Genomic DNA, 18,923 nt, shown 5'->3' on the forward strand with positions numbered 1-18,923 from the left:
TGTGACCGCAAAGCGGTCAACGCTTTGCACTTCGCCGCGCAGTCTACCACGCCAATATGAATGTTCGGTTTCAGCAGGATAGCCAGGAATGCCGGTCCCCCACCCCCCTCCCGCCACTTATGCTAAAATCCCGCCAGCATGCCGCTCATCGAAAAAGCCCAGTTGATGTCCGCTCCGGAAATCGACCGGACGCTCCATCGCCTGGCCCATGAGATCGTCGAGAAAAGCGGCGGCACCAAGCACCTCGCGCTCATCGGCATCCGCCGCCGCGGCGTGCCCCTGGCCCAGCGCATCGCCCACGCCATGCGCGGCATTGACGGCGTCGAAGTCCCCGTCGGCACCCTGGACATCACCCTGTACCGCGACGATCTTTCCAAGGTCGCCCCGCAGGCCGTCCTGCACTCCTCGGACATCCCCTTTTCCGTCGACGACAAGGACGTCGTCCTCGTGGACGATGTGCTCTACACCGGCCGCACCGTGCGCGCCGCCATGAACGGCCTCTTCGATCTCGGCCGCCCGCGCCGCATCCGCCTCTGCGTGCTCATCGACCGCGGCCACCGCGAGATGCCCATCGAAGCCAGCTTCGTCGGCCGCGTCGTGCAGACCAGCGACACCGAGATTATCGAAGTCCGCCTGCGGGAGATCGACAAGGAAGACCGCGTGGTTCTCGTGGACCGTACGGGGTAGGACATTGCCACGAAGATCGCCCGAGTGAGGAGGATGTGACGCACCGCTTCCGTGATCTGCTGGCCCTCGAACCGCTCACCGCGGCGGAACTCTCCTTTCTATTGGAACAAAGCAGGCCCTTCCAGGAAATTCAGCGCCACCCCCTGAAAAAACTGGCTACCCTGCGCGGCAAAACCGTGGCCCTGGCCTTCTTCGAAAATTCCACGCGCACCCGCATCAGTTTCGGCACCGCCGCCTCGCGTCTCGGCGCGGACACCATGAACCTCCAGGCCGAAGCCTCCAGCGTGAAAAAGGGCGAGTCGCTGCTGGACACCGTGCACACCCTTGACGCCATGAAGCCCGATTGCCTGGTCATGCGCCACGCCGCCTCCGGCGCTCCGGAGTTCGTCGCCCGCCACCTCGACATCCCGGTCATCAACGCCGGCGACGGCACCCACGAGCATCCCTCCCAGGGCCTGCTCGACGCCCTCACCATCCGCGACCGCAAGGGCGGCATCGAAAATCTTAACGTCACCATCCTCGGCGACATCCAGCACAGCCGCGTCGCCCGCTCCAACATCCACCTGCTCGGAAAATTCGGCTGCCGCTTCACCCTCTGCGGCCCCGCCATGTGGGTCCCCAAGGAACTGGAAAAGATCGGCCCGCCCGGCGCGGTCATCCGCTGCACCGCGCGCATGGACGAGGCCCTCGAGGGCGCCGACGTCATCCTGGTTCTCCGCGTGCAGTCCGAGCGCCTGCACGAGCCGGCTCTGCCCCTCGACGACTACGTCCTCCTCTATCAGCTCAACGCCGAACGCCTGCGCCGCGCCAAAAAAGACGCCATCGTCCTGCACCCCGGCCCCATGAACCGCGGCATCGAAATCTCGCCGGAAGTCGCCGACGGGCCGCAGTCCTGCGTCCTCGAGCAGGTCACCAATGGCCTCGCTGTGCGCATGGCCATCCTCTATCTCCTCATCGGCACCGCGGGAGAAGAGGCGCCGCAGACCACGGAATCTTCCGGGGAAAAAGCTCCCGCAAAGGCCAGGGAATCCACGCATGCTTCTGATTAAGAACGGCCGCGTCCTCGACCCGGCCAGCAAGACCGACGCGCCTCTCGACATTCTTCTCGATGGCGAGCGCATCGCCCAGCTCGCCCCCGCCGGCAAGGTTGCCGCGCCGCAGGGCTGCGAAGTTCTCGACGCCGCCGGCCTCGTCGCCGCCCCCGGCTTCCTCGACATTCACGTGCATCTCCGCGAGCCCGGCCAGGAATCCTCGGAAACCATCGAGACCGGCACGCGCTCCGCCGCCCGCGGCGGCTTCACCGCCGTCTGCTGCATGCCCAACACCCGGCCCGTCAACGACAACGCTTCCGTCACCCGCTTCATCCTGGACCGCGCCAAAGCCGCCGCCAGTGTCCGCGTCTGGCCCATCGGCGCCGCCTCCCTCGGCAGCAAGGGCGAAGCCATCGCCGAAATCGCGGCCATGAAAGAAGCCGGCATCGTCGCCGTCAGCGACGACGGCAAGCCCATCGCCACCGGCATGCTCACCCGCCAGGTCCTGGACTACTGCCGCTCGCTCGATCTTCCCGTCATCGAGCACGCCGAAGACGTTTCCCTCGCCGCCGGCGCCGTCATGCGCGAGGGCGTCACCTCCACGCGTCTCGGCCTGCGCGGCATGCCCGCCGCCGCCGAATCCGTCTGCGTCGCTCGCGACGTCCAGCTCGCCGAGCTCACCGGCGCGCGCCTGCACATCGCCCATCTCTCCGCCAAAGCCTCTCTCGAACAGGTCCGCTGGGCCAAGCAGCGCGGCCTGCAAGTCACCTGCGAGGTCACCCCGCACCACTTCACGCTCATTGACGAAGATGTGCGTTACGACTCGCGCTTCAAGATGAACCCGCCGCTGGCCGCCCGCGAAGACCGCGAAGCCTTGCTGGCCGGCCTCGCCGACGGTACCGTGGATGCCATCGCCACCGACCACGCCCCCCACGAGCCCGCTCTCAAGGACGTGGAGTTCGACAAAGCCCCCTTCGGCATCCTCGGCTTCGAAACCGCCCTCGCTCTGGCCCTCGAGCAGCTCGTGCACTCCGGGCGCATCTCTCTGATGCGTATGGTCGAGCTCTTCACCACCGGCCCGGCCCGCGTCCTCGGCATCCAGCGCAAGCTGGCTCCCGGCGAGCCCGCCGACCTCACGATTTTTTCCACCGGCCATCCCTGGACCTACAACGTCAACGACTCCCCCAGCAAATCCCGCAACTCCCCCTTCGACGGGCGTGCCTTCCAGGGCGCGCCCATGGCCACCATCGTCGCCGGCCGCGTGGTTTATAAAAGATAGGAAAGCCACAGAGACACGGAGGGGAGAAGAGAGAAAGATTTTCGATCTTTCTCTTTTCTCAGTGTCTCCGTGCCTCTGTGGCTAATCTTCTGTATGCGTGATCGCGAAGCGGTCAACTTTCTTAGTGCGCGGCGGGTTCGGCGGCGGGATGGATCCCGTGCTGCGGCACTTCGTGCAACCCGCGCGCGGGCGGCTCGATCTTCAGCCGGTAGAAATGGTCCAGCGGCAGGCGCCCCTTGCCCACCGCGTAGCTCTTCTCGATCGCTTTGGTGACGTAGGCCTTCGCCAGCATCGCCGCTTCCGAGAGCGGCCGCCCCGCCGCCAGTTGCGCGGCCAGCGCCGAAGCGAACGTGCAGCCCGTCCCGTGCGTGTTCTCGATCCTCACCCGGTCGCTGCCCAGCGTCACCACCTCGTTGCCGTCGAACAGCACGTCCACCGGACGCTCCATGTGCCCGCCCTTGATGATCACCGCGCGCGCTCCCATCTCCACGATCTTGCGCGCCGCCGCTTCCATGTCCGCAAGCTCCTTGATCGCCAGCCCCGTCAGGATCTCCGCCTCCGCCACGTTCGGCGTCACCACGCTGGCCCGCTTCATCAGCTCCGTCGCGATGTACTTGACCCCGCCCGCGTCCAGCAGTTCCGTCCCCGTCGAGGACTTCATCAGCGGGTCCAGCACCACGTGCGCGAAATTGTGCGCATCCAGAAACTCCCCCACCACCACGGCGTTCCCGCGGTTGCCCAGCATTCCGATCTTCACCGCGGCGATCTCCACGTCCTTGGCGAGCACCTCCAGCTGCGCGCGCAGCGTCGCCGCCGGCGTGTTGTGCACGTCCTCCACGGTCTGCGTGTTCTGCACCGTCAGCGCGGTGATCGCCGCCACCCCGTAACACCCGTGCGCCGCGAACGTCTTCAGGTCCGCCGCTGTCCCCGCCCCGCAGCTCGGATCAAACCCGGCGATGCTCAGCAGTATCGGTGGCGCGGCATTCGTTGGGTTGCTCATCGTCTTGTCGGTCGTCCCTCGTGCAGCAAGAGTGTTCCTGTTCTCTTCTTCCCGCCCTCGCCCCGCCAAGCGAAAAGTGCCGGACACGCTCCGCGCGCGGAACGCACCGGCACTCGCGAATGTACGCGCACTCTTTTCTTCAACGCAACAAAAAAGTGAAGAAGAATTCAGCTCCTGCGTTCTCCCAAATCATCCTCGGACTCCTCTGCGCAGCTCCGGCTGGTCCTCCGCGAAATTCCGAGGCGTCCTGCCGGCGGCTTTTCCCCGCACAGGCCTGCCGGCGGCTGCACAAAAACAAAAACGCCGCCCGGAAGGCGGCGTCTTTCCAGATCCCGATACGCGCTCAGCCGCTCACGGGAACAGCCCGCGCACCAGCGTGGCCTCCGCCACGCGTCCCACCGCCAGGATCATGGCTCCGGCGCGCGGCGGCACGTGATGCTTGCGCATCGTCTCCACCATTTCCGTGAATGCCCGCGTCATGGTCTTCTGCAGCCGCGCGTCCACTTCCTCCGCGTCCCAGATCAGCCCCTGCTGGTTCTGCACCCACTCGAAGTAGCTCACCGCCACCCCGCCGGCGTTGGCCAGGATATCCGGCAGGACGGTGATCCCGCGCCGCACCAGCACTTCGTCGGCGTGCGGCGTGGTCGGCCCGTTGGCCGCTTCGGCCACGATGCGCGCTTTCACCTGGTCGGCGTTGTGCAGCGTCAGCACCCCTTCCAGCGCCGCCGGCACCAGGATGTCGCACTTCAGCGTCAGCAGATCGTCATTGGAGATGCGCGAAGCTCCGGGCATGCCCACCACCGTTCCCGAGCGTTCCTTGTAGCGGATGGCCTTCAGGGGGTCGATCCCGCGCGGATTGGCCACCCCGCCGCGCGTGTCGCTGATGGCCACGATGCGCGCCTTCTTCTCCGCGAACAGCCGCGCCGCCGCCGATCCCACGTTCCCGAAGCCCTGAATCGCTACGCTGGCCCCGCGCAGCGGGATCTTCTTCAGCTTGCAGGCCTCTTCCACCACGCACAGCAGCCCGCGCGCCGTTGCATCGGTGCGCCCCGCCGAGCCTCCCACCGATAGCGGCTTGCCGGTCACCACGCCCGGCGCCGCATGCCCCACGGTCATGGCATAGGTATCCATGATCCACGCCATGGTCTGCGCGTCCGTGTACATGTCCGGCGCAGGAATATCCTGATCCGGCCCGATGATTGGAAAAATCTCGCTGGCGTAGCGCCGCGTCATGCGCTCCAGTTCGCTCTTGGACATGCGCTTGGGGTCGCAGATCACTCCGCCCTTGGCGCCCCCGAACGGCACGTTCACCGCCGCCGTCTTCCACGTCATCCACGCCGCCAGCGCCTTCACTTCGTCCAGCGTCACGTTGGGGTGGTAGCGGATGCCGCCCTTGCCCGGCCCCCGCGCCACATTGTGCTGCACCCGGTAGCCCGTCAGCACTTTCACCTGCCCGTTGTCCATCTTCGTCGGCACGGACACTTCCAGCACGCGCTTCGGCGTGCGCAGGATCTGGCGCAGGCTGGGATCCAGCTTCAGAAACTCCGCGGCCATGTCGAACTGAATCTGCGCGATGCGGAATGGATTCAACTCTTCGCGCGGGGCGATGCGTGGCACGATCGGTGCGATCCCCGCGGGGCGCAACGGGGCTGTGGACTTGGGAACCGTGGCCATCAGTGTCGTTCCTTTCCTTTATCCGGCGTTCGTCCGCCGTCTAACCATTCGCCGCGTAGCGCTGGGAACTGGCATACTCCTGCCGGCACTTTTCCGAGCAGAAATACAGCGTGTTCCCCCCTGCGCGCAGCGGGAATGCGATCTCTTCCGAAACGTGGGTCCCGCAGAGCGGATCGCGCTGCAACCGCCTTGCGACCTCGCCCCGTCCGCGATTGGCCCCGGCGCGTGGTGTGGCTCCCCGCAGCAGCCAGGCCACGGCGCGGCGCAACAGCGCCACGCTCCAGGACACTACCAGCAACCAGAACAAGAACCGCATCACACGCGCAAGGAAGTTCATGGGAATGTCGTTCGCCCCCGCGGCCGGTTCATTACTCTCTGTAACCGCGAAGCGGTCAATTGCAAGTGTGACCGCAAAGCGGTCAACCTGCGGCTAGTTGCCCCGCCGGCAGCGGTGAGCGAAGTGTATGCAACGGGAAAAAGGAGTGTCAAACGAAAACGTGCAAATTCAATAGGTTGCGCGACGGAAAGGGTACGCTAGAGGGACCTTTTTAGGCCTCTTTTCAGATCCTAACAATCACATTATAAATGGGTTATGCAAGAAATACGCTGGCCCGTACGTCGCCTCCGCCTAAGGGCTCTAAATCACCGCCGGAATCCGTTCAATCCCCATATACGGGCGTAAGACCTCCGGAATCACGATGGACCCGTCGGCCTGCTGGTAGTTTTCCACCACCGCGATCCACGTGCGTCCCACGGCCAGCCCCGAGCCGTTCAGCGTGTGCACGAACTCGCTTTTTCCGCCGCCCTTGGGCTTGTAGCGGATGCCCGCGCGCCGCGCCTGGAACGCCTCGCAGTTCGAGCACGACGAAATCTCGCGGAATTCCCTGCTCGACGGCAACCACACTTCGATGTCGTAGGTCTTGGCCGAGGCAAACCCCATGTCCCCGGAGCACAGCAGCACGGTGCGGTAGTGCAGCCCCAGCTTCTGCAGAATCGTCTCCGCGTTGCGCACCAGCGCTTCGTGTTCCTCGTAGCTTTTCTCCGGCTGCGTGAACTTGAACAGCTCCACCTTCTGGAACTGGTGCTGCCGCAGGATCCCGCGGGTGTCCTTGCCCGCCGCGCCGGCTTCCGAGCGGAAGCAGGACGTCCAGGCGGTCACGCGGATGGGCAGTTGCTCCTCGGGCAGGGTCTCGTCGCGGTATAGGTTGTGCAGCTCCACTTCCGAAGTCGGCGTCAGCCAGTAATCGGTATCCTGCAGCTTGAAGAGTTCCGCGGCAAACTTCGGCAGTTGCCCCGCGGCCATCAGCGACGCCGTATTCACCACAAACGGCGGCAGGATCTCCGTGTAGCCGTGCTCCCGCGTATGCACGTCCAGGAAGAAATTAGCCAGCGCCCGCTCCAGCCGCGCTCCCCAGCCCTTGTATACCGCAAAGCGCGCCCCGGTCATCTTCGTCGCCGCCGGCAGGTCCAGAATCCCCGCGCGCTCGCCCACTTCCCAGTGCGGCCGCGGCGAGAAATCGAACTTCGGCGCGCTGCCCCAGCGCCGCACTTCCTGGTTGTCCGCCGCGCTCGTTCCCGCCGGCACCGAGCTGTGCGGCACGTTGGGTATCGTCAGCAGCAGCTCGCGTTGCGTGGCGTCCAGATTGGTGATCCGCTCGTCCGCCTGCTTGATGCGCTCGGAGACCACCTTCATCTCCGCGATCCGCGCGTCCGCGTTCTGCTTGTCCTTCTTCAACCGCGCAATCTCTTCGCTGGCCTTGTTGCGCTGCGCCTTCAGCTGCTCCGTCGCGGTGATCAGCTCGCGCCGCTCGCGGTCCAGTCCCCGGAACCCTTCGAGGTCCAGCGTGATCCCGCGGCGCTTCGCCATCTCCGCGTACAGGTCCAGATGTTCCCGGAAATAACTCAGATCATGCATGGTCCTAGGAGAATACCGCAAAGCGCTTGGCCGTTGTAGCGCCGGGCGAAACCTGCTTCGACCGCGGGGGGAGCTGGGCGCGGAAAATGTCCACAGGGACCAAGGTACTACTCAAAAGTACTCCCGCGAATGAACCACCGGGACTATAGCCCGCGCAAGGGCCCTCAAGCAGAATCATCTCGTGATCGGAAGCTGAGCGAGCCCGCAAGGGCGCGCCGGCGCCGGTCATGAATCAGGATACCCTCCATCACCCCACGCCCCGAGCGGCCGGCACCCCCACCGGCCGCTCTTTTCTTGGCCCCACACCCTGGCCACCTTCGCGCACTACCTCCGTTCGATGGTCCAGCCTTCTTGGTCCGAGATGAGGAATCAGGCAGGCAGGCGCCGGGACCGCAAAAGCCCCGGGAAATGAAAAAGGGGGCCGGTGCGGGCCCCCTTTTTAGCTCTTGGTCCCCAGAACCGCGATCCAGTCGAGGTCGGATGCGGCCACCCCGGGAAGCCAATCTTATGTTAGTTGTCGCTAAAGAAGTGCAAGCCGCATGCCACTATCACGGGGAACACTGGGAAAACGCAACTCACTGAATATGCACGGCATAAGGATTTCTCAGGCGCTATTTTCTGGCCCTAGGCACTTCCAATATACAAATTCTCACAGACTTCTCTCATCTGGCTCCATTCTTTGGGAGAAACAGCTCCGCAAGGCGGAAGGAAAACCTTGACTGTCCTCCTCGGCGGAACACCGAGCAGCCAGAACTGTCGGAAAAGCTGCGTCCGGAGGAGCACCCATGGGCCCTGCTTACCTCTAGTAATTGAGCGAAAAAATCACATCAATTGTCGTTTCCACTTCCACCGGCTGGCCTTCGAGGAGCGTTGGCGAATAGCGCCACTGCCGCACTGCCCGCATCGCCTCCTGGGCTAGAGAACAGTAGCCCGTTGCCACACGTAACATGTGGATGGACCCGTCCTTGCCGATGATGGCGAAGAGCTTCACCGTGCCCTGCAGGCGTTCCCGCCGCGCTTTCTCGGGGTACAGCGGCTGGATGCGCTGCAGGATCTTCGCCGCTGTTGCATTTCCGCCCATGCGAATCCGCTTTTCCTCAGTTTCGCTCGAAACCTTCTTTCGTGTGTCAGAAAACGATTCCGGGGGATGCAGGTTCCCGGCAAAGCGGAACCCGCCTTCCACGTAAACGATGGCCCACATGCGATAAAACCGTTCCCCCTTGAAAAATCGCAGCTCATACAGCGGCACCGCCTTCTGGCGCATCACCATCACCGGATAGATGAGCTCTCCTGCGTCGTCGTCGCAGGAAGCTTCGTGCTTCCGTGCCACCACGGACGTGGCTTTCTTCTCCCCCATCTTGCGAAACATCCCGCTGAGATCCCCCTCCAGCCGCAGCCGGCCTTGCTGATACTCCTGGAACATCGGCCCGCCGTCCTCGCCAAACGTCTCTCGATACCATTCTTCCGGTACCGGCTGCGCCAGGCTGCTCACCAGCGCGCCGTACTGCGCGGCGTCTCCGTCCTTGGCGGCGCGGAAAATATCCTTCACCAGTTTTTCCAGTCCCCCCGCGTTGTCCGGATAGCTGGGCAACGCTGCGGTGGCTGCCGGAGCGCTCGCCGCGGCCGCTTGCGCGCGCAATTCCACGCACGACGCCGCGAGCAGCACGCCCAGCAGCAGAAACACACTTCTCTTAGTGAGGAAACTGTTTAACACCCCGCTATGTTATGCAGAAAGACACTGCAGGCAAGCAAAAAGTGCGGCTCAGGCCCCGATGGCCGCGCGCAGCGCCGCGGCCACCCGCTCGCTGTAGCGCTTCACGTCCGCTTCGTGTTCCGCTTCGACCATCACCCGGGCCAGCGGTTCCGTGCCCGAGTAGCGCAGCACGATGCGCCCGTTTTCTCCCAGGGCTTTCTGCGCTTCGTCCAGCGCCCGCGCCACTTCCGGCAGCGACTCCAGCGGCGGCTTCGTGCGCACCTTCACGTTCACGATCTTCTGCGGATACTCCTTCAGCCCCGCCACCAGCGCCTCCAGCGGGCCGTGCAGCGCCACCAGCGAAGCCATCTTCACCGCCGTCAGCAGGCCGTCGCCCGCCGGCGAATCCTCCAGAAAGATCACGTGCCCGGACTGCTCCCCGCCCAGCACGCTCCCGCTGCGCAGCATCTCTTCCAGCACGTAGCGGTCGCCCACGTCCGTGCGCGCCAGCGCGATGCCCTCCGCCGCCAGCACGCGCTCCAGGCCCAGGTTGGTCATCGAGGTGCCCACGACGCGCGGGCCCTTCAGCCGCCCCTGCGCCTTCAGGTAGCGCGCCGCCGCCAGCAGCACGCCGTCGCCGTTCACCACCTGCCCCCCCGCGGTGACAAACAGCGCGCGGTCCGCATCCCCGTCAAAAGCCATGCCCAGCGCCGCGCGCTCCGCCACCACGCGCTGCTGCAAGCCCTCCAGATGCAGCGACCCGCAGCCCGCGTTGATGTTGCGCCCGTCCGGCGCCACATTCATCGTCACCACCTCCGCGCCCAGCGCTCGGAACAGCTCCGGCCCCAGCCGGTAGGCCGCGCCGTGCGCGCCATCCAGTACCACCCGCAGCCCCGCCAGCTTGGCCCCCGGCAGCGCGCAGCCGCGGAGAAATTTCAGGTAGTCCGCATCCAGCGTTTCGTCGGCCGCCAGCTGCGGCGGATTCGCGGGCGCCGCCGCGCCGCGCAGGCGCAGAATCTCCCCCTCCAGCTCCTCCTCGAACGCATCCGGAAATTTCATGCCTGCGTGCGAGAACAGCTTTACGCCGTTGTCGTGGTAGGGATTGTGCGACGCGGAGATCACCACGCCGGCGCGGAAATCTTCCTGGCGCACCAGGCAGGCCACACCCGGCGTCGTGATCACTCCCGCGAACGCGGTCGTGGCTCCGGCTTCCGCCAGCCCCGCGGCCAGCACGGCCGCGATGTGCGGCCCGGATTCCCGCGTATCCATGCCCAGGAGGACGCGCGGCGTATCGTGGTCCTGGCGCAGGGAAGCGCCCAGCGCGCGGCCGGTGGCGTAGAGCGTGGCGTCGTCCAGCGGCGGTGTTCCGGGGATGCCGCGAATTCCGTCGGTACCGAAGAGTTGTTTGGCCATGAGTCCATCGCGGCGAAAGCCTGCACCGCACGACGCAAAATCACGCGCAAAACGCAGTCTAGCACAGCCCTCCGCGCGGAGTCCGCGCCCCCCGCTCCTGTTCCGCGCCTGGCAATGCCCTGCGCATGCGCCGGTGTTCCCGTTATCGAAACTGCACGCGCCTCCGCACTCTCCGTGTCCTGCGCTTTGTGCTATTTTGATTCGCAGAGGAGTGTTCTTGTCTGCGAGCAGTCCACGTCCGGATATTGTCCGTTTGGCGGGATCCACCTTCAGCCAGCGCGTCATGGCGGGGGCCATCATCCTGCTCTTCTGCTATTACGCCGCGGGCGTGGTCATCACCGTCCTGCTTTCCGTGCTCCTCGCCTACTTTCTCGATCCGGCCGTCGAGATGCTCGAACGCCTGCGCCTGCCGCGCACCCTGGGCGCGCTGCTCATGGTGCTGGTTCTCATCGCCGTCCTCTTCGGCGCCGGCTACGCCATCTGGCTGCGCGCCGCCGATTTCGCCGACAACTGGCCGCGCTACAGCGGCGTCCTCAGGCAGGCCGCCCGCGCCATTGACAGCCGCATCGAGCGCCTCGAAGGCGGTGTCTCGGAAATCTCCGAGGCCCCGGCTCCGCCGCGGGCGGCTCCCGCCGTGGCGCAGGGGCCCGGAATCGTGCACACGCTCTTGTTGCGCGGCGCCAATTCGCTCTACGCCCTCTTTCTCGAAGCCACCTTTGTGCCCTTTCTCGTCTTTTTCATGCTCGCCGCCAAGCGCGAGGTCTGGCACGGCACCCTCCAGCTCTTCCCGCTTTCCCGCCGCACCCAGGTAAAGGAAACCCTCGAGGATCTCCGCGAGGTGCTGCGCAGCTACCTCGCCGGCATGACCGTGGTGACCCTGGTGGTCGTCGCCGTCAGCTCGCTCTTCTTCTGGATGATGGGCCTGGACTACCCGCTCCTCGCCGGCATCGTCTCCGGCATCTTCAACATGGTGCCCTATCTCGGCGCCGTCCTCGCCTGGGTGCCTCCGATGGTCATCGGCCTGGCCAAGTGGCACTCGGTCGCACCCTTTTTGCTGATCGCCGGCGTGCTCACCACCTTCCACGTTCTGGCCATCAACCTTCTCGCGCCGGAGCTGGTTGGCCGCCGCGTGCGCCTCAACGCCGTGGCCATCACCGTTGCGCTCCTTTTCTGGGGCTGGGTGTGGGGCGCCATGGGTCTGGTGCTGGCCATTCCCATCACCGCCACGCTGCGCGTCATCTGCGACCACACCGAATCGTGGAAGCCCATCGGCCGCTGGCTCAGCGCCTGAACCTTTTGCCGGACCGCGCGGCGCCGCGCCTGCCCCCTTGACAGCCGGCCTCCGCCTTCCCGTCAAGTCCGCACTGCAGAGAGGTCCTATGAAGCGTCATGGATTGCTCATCCTGGTTTTGGCCGCAGCGGCGGCGCTGTTTTTCTCCCCGGTGGCGCAGGCCTGGGGTTGCAAAGGCCATCAGACCGTCGCCCTGCTGGCGGAGAAGCACCTGACCCCGGCGGCGAAGCAGATGTTCGTCGCGCTGCTGCAAAACAATCCAGTGGACCCCAAGCTCAAGCGCTTCTGCGGCGGCGAAGCGGCGGACGACTTTGCCGACGCCGCTACCTGGGCCGACGACGTGCGCACTCTCCACCCGGAAACCGCCCCTTGGCACTTCCTGGACATTCCCCGCGGCGCGCCCCGCGGCGCGCTGACTCCGTTCTGCGGCGCCGCGGGCTGCGTGACCCAGGCCATCGAACAGCAGCTCGCCATCCTCAAGGACAAGACGGCCGCTTCCGCGCAGCGCGCCGAGGCGCTGCGCTTTCTCATCCATTTTGTCGGCGACCTCCATCAGCCGCTGCACACCACGACCAATGGCGATCGCGGTGGAAACTGCGTCCCCATCCGCTATTTTCACAGGATCCCGCACCTGAACGGCTCATCCTATGAGCCCAATCTGCATCACCTCTGGGACACGGAAATTCTGGAGCGCCAAGCCGCCGGCGCGGATCCCGCGGAGATCGCCGATTCCCTGGAAGCCAGCTTTGCCAGCAAGATTCCGAATTGGCAGCAGGCCAGGATGCACCTCGAGGACTGGGCCTGGGAAGGTCACCAGCACGCCGAGGAAACCGCCTACGGCGCGCTGGCCAAGAAGATCGCCGTGGAGCCTAACGTCGCCGTCAACACCTGTGCCGACAACCACAATATCGGCGCGCGGATGCTCCACAAGCACATCGTCGCCGGGCCGACCTATCAGAACCAAGCCGCAGCCGTGGTGGAGGAGAGCCTGGCGCAGGCCGGCATCCGCCTGGCAATGATTCTCAACGAGGCGGCGAAGTAGGGCTGGCGTTCGCCGCCGTCCCCAGCGATTGCACATAGCTCACCAGCTGCCAGCGCTGCGCCTCCGGCAGCTTCGACCACACCGGCATTCCGCGGCGTACCACGCCGTTGGTCAGCACCCAGAACAGCGCGCCGGGCGCCGCCTTCTGCACCGCTTGGGCGCGCAAGCTCGGCGCTTTCGGACTTCCCGCCGCGTCTTCCCCGTGACATTCCGCGCAATGCCGCTCGAATAATTTCCTTCCCGCGGCGGGCGCTTCGGCGTCGCGCTCCAGCGGGTTTCTGCGGTTGCGCGCCTTTTCCGGCGCCTGCGCCAGTTCCGCATAGGAAGATTCTTTCTTCGCCTCTCCGCCGCTCTTTTCCTTTTCCTTCTGCGCCAGAGCGGGGCCCAGGAAAAGCAGCCAAATCCCCAGCGCGATTCCCGCGCTCTTCATCGCCGCCCTCCCAGCATCCGCCGCATCGCCGCACCGAACCCCGCAAACTCCCGCGAAACGCTCCAGCGCAGCAGAAACCGCTGGCCGTTCCCGTTCAATCCAAAACCCGGCGAAACGCGCAGCGTCATCCCGCTGGGCAGATTCCACGCCACCACCGGCGCCAGGTAGTGCGCCGTGTCCCCCAGGCCGAAGCTGTGGCGGTCGCCCAGCCCTCCGTACATCTCCACCCCCGCGACGAAATTCTCCCGGCACAGCGTGCACCGCTGCGCCGAGGCCTTCAGTGTCAGCGGCCGGCTGACCCCCAGGGCGTAGCCGAACTCCCACGGCGAGTTGTTGATGTTTTTTACCGCCAGCACGTTCTCGGAGAGGTTCCAGCCCTTCCAATTGCTGGAAAGGATCAGCTTGAGTTCGAATTCCCGCTCGCGTTCCTGCCGCAGCACGCTGTTGCTTTCCGCCTGGTCGGCCGCGCCGTCATGCCCCACGACCTCCTTCAGGATCTTGTCCGCGCCGTTCACGTTTTCGAACTCTACGTACAGCAGCGGATTGATCCAGTGTTCCCGCCGCAGCGGGCGGAAGCGGTTCTCCCAGCGGACCCCGGTGAAGATCGTGCTGTCCCGGAAGGTGCTCTGCCCGTCGAGATACAGCTCCGTGGTCCACCACCCGGTCACCCCGTATTCCAGTTCCCCCCAGTAGGAGACGAAATCGTTGCCCGCGCGCTGCTTGCCGAAAGTCGAATTGACCGCCACTTCCAGGTTCCCCGGCTCTTCCAGATAGTGATCGTAAGCGACGAAATAGGGGCGTTCCTGCGCGGAGAGCGCAGGTCCGAGCAGGAGCAGGAGGACGAGGGCAGGAAGTGCCCGGAAAAAAGCGGAGAAATAAGTAGGCATAGGCTCTCTTTGCAAATGGTTTGCAACTGGAAAGACTCTAGCGCACCCTCCTTTCTATTTGCAACTCATTTTCAAGTACCCCCCCTTGCCTTTCCCCTCCTCTCGGCCCCATCCTGTGTCTCTCTTCGCTGGCACGAAGAAGACGGGCCGCGCCGCTTTTTTCCTTGGCGCGCGACGCCATACGGATGGTGCGCCATGAACAACGATTCGCTTCTGCTCCAGCTCCTCGACGAAGCCTATGAAAAGCGCGCCTGGCATGGCCCCAACCTCAAGCAGTCTCTGCGCGGCGTCACCGTGCAGCAGGCCGCCTGGCGTCCCGCTCCCGCTCGCCACAACATCTGGGAAGAGGCCCTGCACGCCGCCTACTGGAAATACGCCCTGCGCCGCAGGATCGAGGGCGGCCAGCGCGGCTCGTTCGCGCTGGCAGGCAGCAACTTTTTCCCCCGCCCGGAGCGGGGCCGCTGCACCGAAGCCGCCTGGCGGGCCGATCGGGAATTGCTGGAAAAAGAACACCGCGCCCTGCGTGCCGTGGTGGTCCGCGCGCTGCGCACCGCCCGCGCCTCCCGCTTCACCCGCCAGATCCTCGGCATCGCCTTCCACGACATCTACCATGCCGGACAGATTCGTCTCCTGCGCCGCCTGCAACAGCGCCGGAAAAGGGCCGCCTGATCCGTCCGCCGCGCTTCGCGCCACGTTTGCCATCCGTTGACTTGCCCTGCGCCCGCGCCTAAGATGCCCCAGTCGGCGCGCGTTTTCCCTACCCTCGTTGCGCGCAGGCTCTTGCTGGTGTGGCCATGCTGGGCCCGATGGTTTCGCACTATCGCCTGCTCAATCCGCTCGGCAGCGGCGGGATGGGTGTAGTCTATCGCGCCGAGGACACCACCCTCGGCCGCACCGTCGCCCTCAAGTTCCTCCCCGAGAGTTCTGGCCTGGATGCCCGCAGCCAGGCGCGCTTACGCGAAGAAGCCCGCACGGCTTCCGCCCTCAATCACCCCAATATTTGCACCATCTTCGAGGTCGGCGAATCCGCCGGCGAGTTTTACATCGCCATGGAATACGTCGAGGGCCGCCCGCTCGCCGAATCCATCCGTCCCGGCGGGGTGCCCGTGGAGACCGCGCTGCGCTACGCCCGGCAACTGGCCTCCGCGCTGGAGCACGCCCACGCCCGCGGCGTCATTCACCGCGATCTCAAGCCCCGCAACATCGTCATCACCGCGCAGGGCGACGCCAAGATTCTGGACTTCGGCCTGGCCCGCCGCACCGATCCGGCCGAGTTCGACCGCAAGACCCTGGAGATCACCAGCACCGCGGACAACATCGGCGTCGCCGGCACCTTTCCCTACATGGCCCCGGAGCAACTCGGAGGCAAGGACGCCACGCCACGCACCGATATCTGGGCCCTCGGCGTAGTCCTCCACGAAATGGTCACCGGCGAGCGCCCCTTCCGCGGGGACAATCTCTTCCGCCTGTGCACCGCCATCGTGCGCGATCCCCCGCCCCCCCTCCCGGCGCACGTGCCCCCGGGCCTCGCCGCGGTCATTCATCGCTGCCTGGAAAAGGAGCCGGAGCGCCGCTACCAGCGTGCGGGAGAAGTGCGCGCGGCCCTCGAAGCCATCACTCCGGAGATTTCTCTGCCGGCTTCCCGCTTCCCGCGCCCGCGTTTTTCCCGCAGCCTGCTCGCCGCCGCAGGGTTCGCCGCGTTCCTCTTTTTCGCGCTGTTCTTCCTGCGCCCCGCGCTCTTCCGCCCGGCGGCGGCTCCCGCCATGCCCGCGCGCATGCAGCTCGCCATTCTTCCCCCGGAGAGCAGCGGCAGCGGCGCACCTGAAGCGGCCTTTGACAACGGCCTGGTGGACACGCTGACCTCGCGCCTCGGCGCTCTCACCGACCGGCATCCCCTCGCGGTGATTCCCGCCAGCGAAATGCGCGCCAAGAAGGTCACCTCCATCGAGGGCGCGGGCAGCGAATTCGGCGTCAACCTCGTCCTCGTGCTGCACATCCAGCATGCCGCGGAACAGGTGCGCGTCAACTACAGCCTCGTGGATACCCACTCGCGCCAGCAGCTCCGCGGCGCCTCCATCACCGCCTCCTCCTCCAATCCCTTTGCCTTGCAGGACCGCGTCGCCGAGAACGTCGTCGAAGCCCTGGCCCTGCAGATCGGCCCTCCCGAACTGGAGGCGCTGCAGGCCCACGGCACCGCGCAGCCCGCTGCCTACGACTTCTATCTGCAGGGCCGCGGCTACCTGCGCGACATCGGCAAGCGGGAAAGTCTGGAGAGCGCCATCGCCGTCTTCCAGCGCGCCCTCGAAAAGGATCCGGCCTTCGCCGCCGCCGATGCCGGCCTCGGCGAAGCCTACTGGCGGAAGTTCGAACTGACTCACGACACCCGCTGGGTCGGCGAAGCCACCGCCTCCTGCCGGCGCGCCGCCGCCCGCGATCCCACGCTGGCTGTGGCCCACGCCTGTCTCGGACTGGTATTCAACGGCACCGGAAAATACGAACAGGCCGCCGCCGAATATCAAACCGCGGCGCGCCTCGCCCCCACCCTCGATGATGCCCACTCCGGCTTGGCCCTGGCCTTCGAACGCCTGGAGCGCCCCGCGGACGCCGAGAAGGCCTTTCGCGAGGCCATCGCCCTCCAGCCCGCTTACTGGGCCGGCTACAACCGCCTCGGCCATTTCTTTATGCGCCAGGGCCGTCTCGAGGAGGCCGCGCAGATGTATGCCCAGGTTGTCTCCCTCGTCCCCGACAGCTTCATCGGTTACAGCAATGCCGGGATGATCCGTGTCCTCCAGGGCCGCTACGCGGACGCCATCCCGCTCCTCGAGCGTTCCCTGGCCATTCGCCGCACCGGCCCCGCCACTTCCAACCTTGCCACCGCCTATTTCCAGTTGGCGCGCTACGCCGATGCTGCGCGCTGGTACGAGGAAGCCGCGCGTCTGGACCCGGAGAGCTTCGAGCTCTGGGGCAATCTCGGCGACGCCTATTACTGGGCTCCAGGATTGCGCGAGCGGGCCCCCGCCGCGTACCGCAAAGCCGTCGCTCTGGCCGAAAAAGACCGCAAAGTTAATCCCCGCGACGCCGATACCCTCGGCTACCTGGCCGGCTACTACGCCATGCTTGGGGAACCCCGCCAGGCCCGCGGCCTCATCACCGAAGCCCTGCGCCTCGCCCCGCGCAAGGGGGAAGTGCTCTACTCCGCCGCGCTCGTCTACGCGCAACTCGGAGAGCTCCCCCGCGCCGTCAGCGCGCTGGAACACGCCGTGGCCGCCGGCTACCCTGCGGCCACCATCCGCGACACCCCGAATTTCCAGGCCCTGAATGACAATTCGCGATTTACCGCTCTGGTCTCCGCGCCGGAGACCCAGGAAGGAAAAAAACCATGAAACGTTTCGCCACTATCCCGGCGGCCCTGCCCGGCGCCGCCCTGCTTCTCGCTTCTCTTGTTTTCTTCGCCGCTTGCAAGAAACCGGAGCGCGCCGTCGCGCCGCCCGCTCCGCAGCCGGCCAAAGCCAACAACCTGAAATACGTGGATTGCTACAAGCACATCTCCCATGAAGCCGGGGTTGTCGAGATTGCCGTCAATCCCCTGGACGGCATCGCGCAAGTGGACGAATTCGTCGCCGTGTGCGCCGGCGAGCGCGTGCACTGGAAGGCCAGCGCGGCTGCGGATGCCCAGGGCAACCGCGTGAAATCGTTCGAGATCAAGTTTGCAAGCGGGGAATGGCCGTTCCAATCCGCGCAGCAGGCGCTCGTGCCGGCCGGCGAAGCGGCGACGCCGGATCAGGAGCCCGTCAAGGTCCCCGACGGCGTCCGGCACAAAGCCTACAAGTACACGATTGTGGTGACCTTGACGAACAAGGCCACGATCACCTTGGACCCCTATGTCATCCCCATGGGCAGTTAGCTCGAGGGTGAATCGGAACGGCTAGCGGCCGCGCGGGCCCGCGCGCCGCAGCCGGCGCACGGTGTCGGAGAGGTCCGCCGCGGCTTGAAACAGGCGGATCGCCGCGATGCCCCGCGCGCCCGCGGCCAGACACTCCGCGGCGTTTTCCGCCGTGATCCCGCCGATGGCCAGCACCGGAATCTGCAGCGCGCGGCAAACCTCGCCCAGCCGCGCCAGCCCCTGCGGCGCGCCGTACACCGCCTTGGCGGGCGTCGCGAACACCGGCCCGAAGAAGACGTAGTCCGCTCCGGCGCGCTCCGCGGCGCGCGCCGCCTCCAGCGCGTGGCAGGAGACGCCCACCAGAAAATCCCGGGGTGCACCGGCGGCGCCGGCCGCGCTGCGCAACCAGCGCACCACCTCTTCCGCGGGCAGCGACTCTTCCCCCAGGTGCACGCCTCCGGCGCCGGCCGCCAGGGCCACGTCCAGCCGGTCGTTCACCAGAAGGCGTGTCTTCTGCGCGGCGCGTTCCTGTGCCGCGCGCGTCAGCGCCGCCAGCCGCGCTCCGGGCAGGTCCTTCTCGCGAATCTGCATCCAGTCCACGCCGGCTGCCGCCGCGCGTTCGAACGCCTCCAGCAGCGCTGCTTCGCCTCCCCGCGCGTCCGCGGGCAGACTTTTCCGGTCGCTCACGTAGCAGAGAG

17 protein-coding genes are annotated in these 18,923 nt (G+C 66.0%); 8 read left to right on the forward strand and 9 right to left on the reverse strand.

Annotated elements, in window-relative coordinates:
- Positions 1–138 precede the first annotated feature (138 nt).
- From pyrR to LAN61_00985, 3 genes are read left to right on the forward strand one after another with little or no spacing between them, the layout of a single operon-like run.
- Entirely contained in the window at positions 139–687 is a 549-nt protein-coding gene (gene pyrR, locus LAN61_00975; GenBank protein ID MBZ5539069.1) for a bifunctional pyr operon transcriptional regulator/uracil phosphoribosyltransferase PyrR, read from the forward strand.
- A gap of 35 nt (positions 688–722) precedes the next feature.
- Entirely contained in the window at positions 723–1,736 is a 1,014-nt protein-coding gene (locus tag LAN61_00980) for an aspartate carbamoyltransferase catalytic subunit (protein MBZ5539070.1), read from the forward strand.
- Positions 1,723–2,997 carry a dihydroorotase gene (locus LAN61_00985; GenBank protein ID MBZ5539071.1) on the forward strand — a complete coding sequence of 425 codons (1,275 nt, stop codon included), beginning with the start codon at positions 1,723–1,725 and terminating at the stop codon, positions 2,995–2,997. The genes LAN61_00980 and LAN61_00985 overlap by 14 nt, the downstream gene beginning before the upstream one ends.
- Positions 2,998–3,118: 121 nt before the next feature.
- Here the strand turns inward: LAN61_00985 and thiD are convergent, their stop codons facing one another.
- From thiD to glmM, 6 genes are all read right to left on the reverse strand, one after another.
- A complete protein-coding gene (thiD, locus tag LAN61_00990; protein ID MBZ5539072.1) occupies positions 3,119–3,997 on the reverse strand; it encodes a bifunctional hydroxymethylpyrimidine kinase/phosphomethylpyrimidine kinase in 879 nt (292 codons plus the stop codon).
- A gap of 351 nt (positions 3,998–4,348) precedes the next feature.
- The gene (locus tag LAN61_00995; protein ID MBZ5539073.1) at positions 4,349–5,671 is read right to left on the reverse strand and encodes a Glu/Leu/Phe/Val dehydrogenase; all 1,323 of its coding nucleotides are present in this window, start codon (positions 5,669–5,671) and stop codon (positions 4,349–4,351) included.
- A gap of 40 nt (positions 5,672–5,711) precedes the next feature.
- The gene (locus LAN61_01000; GenBank protein ID MBZ5539074.1) at positions 5,712–6,008 is read right to left on the reverse strand and encodes a hypothetical protein; all 297 of its coding nucleotides are present in this window, start codon (positions 6,006–6,008) and stop codon (positions 5,712–5,714) included.
- A 300-nt stretch (positions 6,009–6,308) separates the two neighbouring features.
- A complete protein-coding gene (gene serS / locus LAN61_01005) occupies positions 6,309–7,586 on the reverse strand; it encodes a serine--tRNA ligase (GenBank protein MBZ5539075.1) in 1,278 nt (425 codons plus the stop codon).
- An 802-nt stretch (positions 7,587–8,388) separates the two neighbouring features.
- A complete protein-coding gene (locus LAN61_01010) occupies positions 8,389–9,270 on the reverse strand; it encodes an energy transducer TonB (GenBank protein MBZ5539076.1) in 882 nt (293 codons plus the stop codon).
- 78 nt (positions 9,271–9,348) lie between these two features.
- Positions 9,349–10,692 (reverse strand): phosphoglucosamine mutase, encoded by a 1,344-nt coding sequence (gene glmM, locus LAN61_01015; protein ID MBZ5539077.1) that lies wholly within the window; start codon positions 10,690–10,692, stop codon positions 9,349–9,351.
- A gap of 253 nt (positions 10,693–10,945) precedes the next feature.
- Between glmM and LAN61_01020 the strand changes: the two genes are divergently transcribed.
- Both LAN61_01020 and LAN61_01025 read left to right on the forward strand, forming a co-directional pair.
- On the forward strand, positions 10,946–11,983 hold the full coding sequence (locus LAN61_01020; protein MBZ5539078.1) for an AI-2E family transporter: 1,038 nt from the start codon (positions 10,946–10,948) through the stop codon (positions 11,981–11,983).
- A gap of 88 nt (positions 11,984–12,071) precedes the next feature.
- On the forward strand, positions 12,072–13,025 hold the full coding sequence (locus LAN61_01025) for a S1/P1 nuclease (GenBank protein ID MBZ5539079.1): 954 nt from the start codon (positions 12,072–12,074) through the stop codon (positions 13,023–13,025).
- Here LAN61_01025 and LAN61_01030 read toward each other — a convergent pair.
- Both LAN61_01030 and LAN61_01035 read right to left on the reverse strand, forming a co-directional pair.
- Positions 13,006–13,455, reverse strand: coding sequence for a cytochrome c (locus LAN61_01030; protein MBZ5539080.1), 450 nt, complete (start codon positions 13,453–13,455; stop codon positions 13,006–13,008). The two genes, LAN61_01025 and LAN61_01030, sit on opposite strands and share 20 nt — an antisense overlap.
- Positions 13,452–14,342: a hypothetical protein gene (locus LAN61_01035; protein MBZ5539081.1), complete on the reverse strand. Its 891-nt coding sequence runs from the start codon at positions 14,340–14,342 to the stop codon at positions 13,452–13,454. Before LAN61_01035 ends, LAN61_01030 begins: the two co-directional genes overlap by 4 nt.
- Positions 14,343–14,537: 195 nt before the next feature.
- Here LAN61_01035 and LAN61_01040 point away from each other — a divergent pair, with 195 nt between their 5' ends.
- The 3 genes from LAN61_01040 (at position 14,538) to LAN61_01050 (ending at position 18,246) form a co-directional block, all read left to right on the forward strand.
- On the forward strand, positions 14,538–15,011 hold the full coding sequence (locus tag LAN61_01040) for a DinB family protein (protein MBZ5539082.1): 474 nt from the start codon (positions 14,538–14,540) through the stop codon (positions 15,009–15,011).
- A gap of 119 nt (positions 15,012–15,130) precedes the next feature.
- Positions 15,131–17,725, forward strand: a complete 2,595-nt coding sequence (locus tag LAN61_01045) for a protein kinase (protein ID MBZ5539083.1) — start codon at positions 15,131–15,133, stop codon at positions 17,723–17,725.
- Entirely contained in the window at positions 17,722–18,246 is a 525-nt protein-coding gene (locus LAN61_01050; GenBank protein ID MBZ5539084.1) for a hypothetical protein, read from the forward strand. The genes LAN61_01045 and LAN61_01050 overlap by 4 nt, the downstream gene beginning before the upstream one ends.
- Before the next feature lie 21 nt (positions 18,247–18,267).
- Here the strand turns inward: LAN61_01050 and LAN61_01055 are convergent, their stop codons facing one another.
- Positions 18,268–18,912, reverse strand: coding sequence for a thiamine phosphate synthase (locus LAN61_01055; protein ID MBZ5539085.1), 645 nt, complete (start codon positions 18,910–18,912; stop codon positions 18,268–18,270).
- Positions 18,913–18,923: the final 11 nt, after the last annotated feature.

The sequence above is a fragment of the Terriglobia bacterium genome, from assembly GCA_020072785.1.
Lineage (GTDB): Bacteria > Acidobacteriota > Terriglobia > Acidiferrales > UBA7541 > Acidiferrum.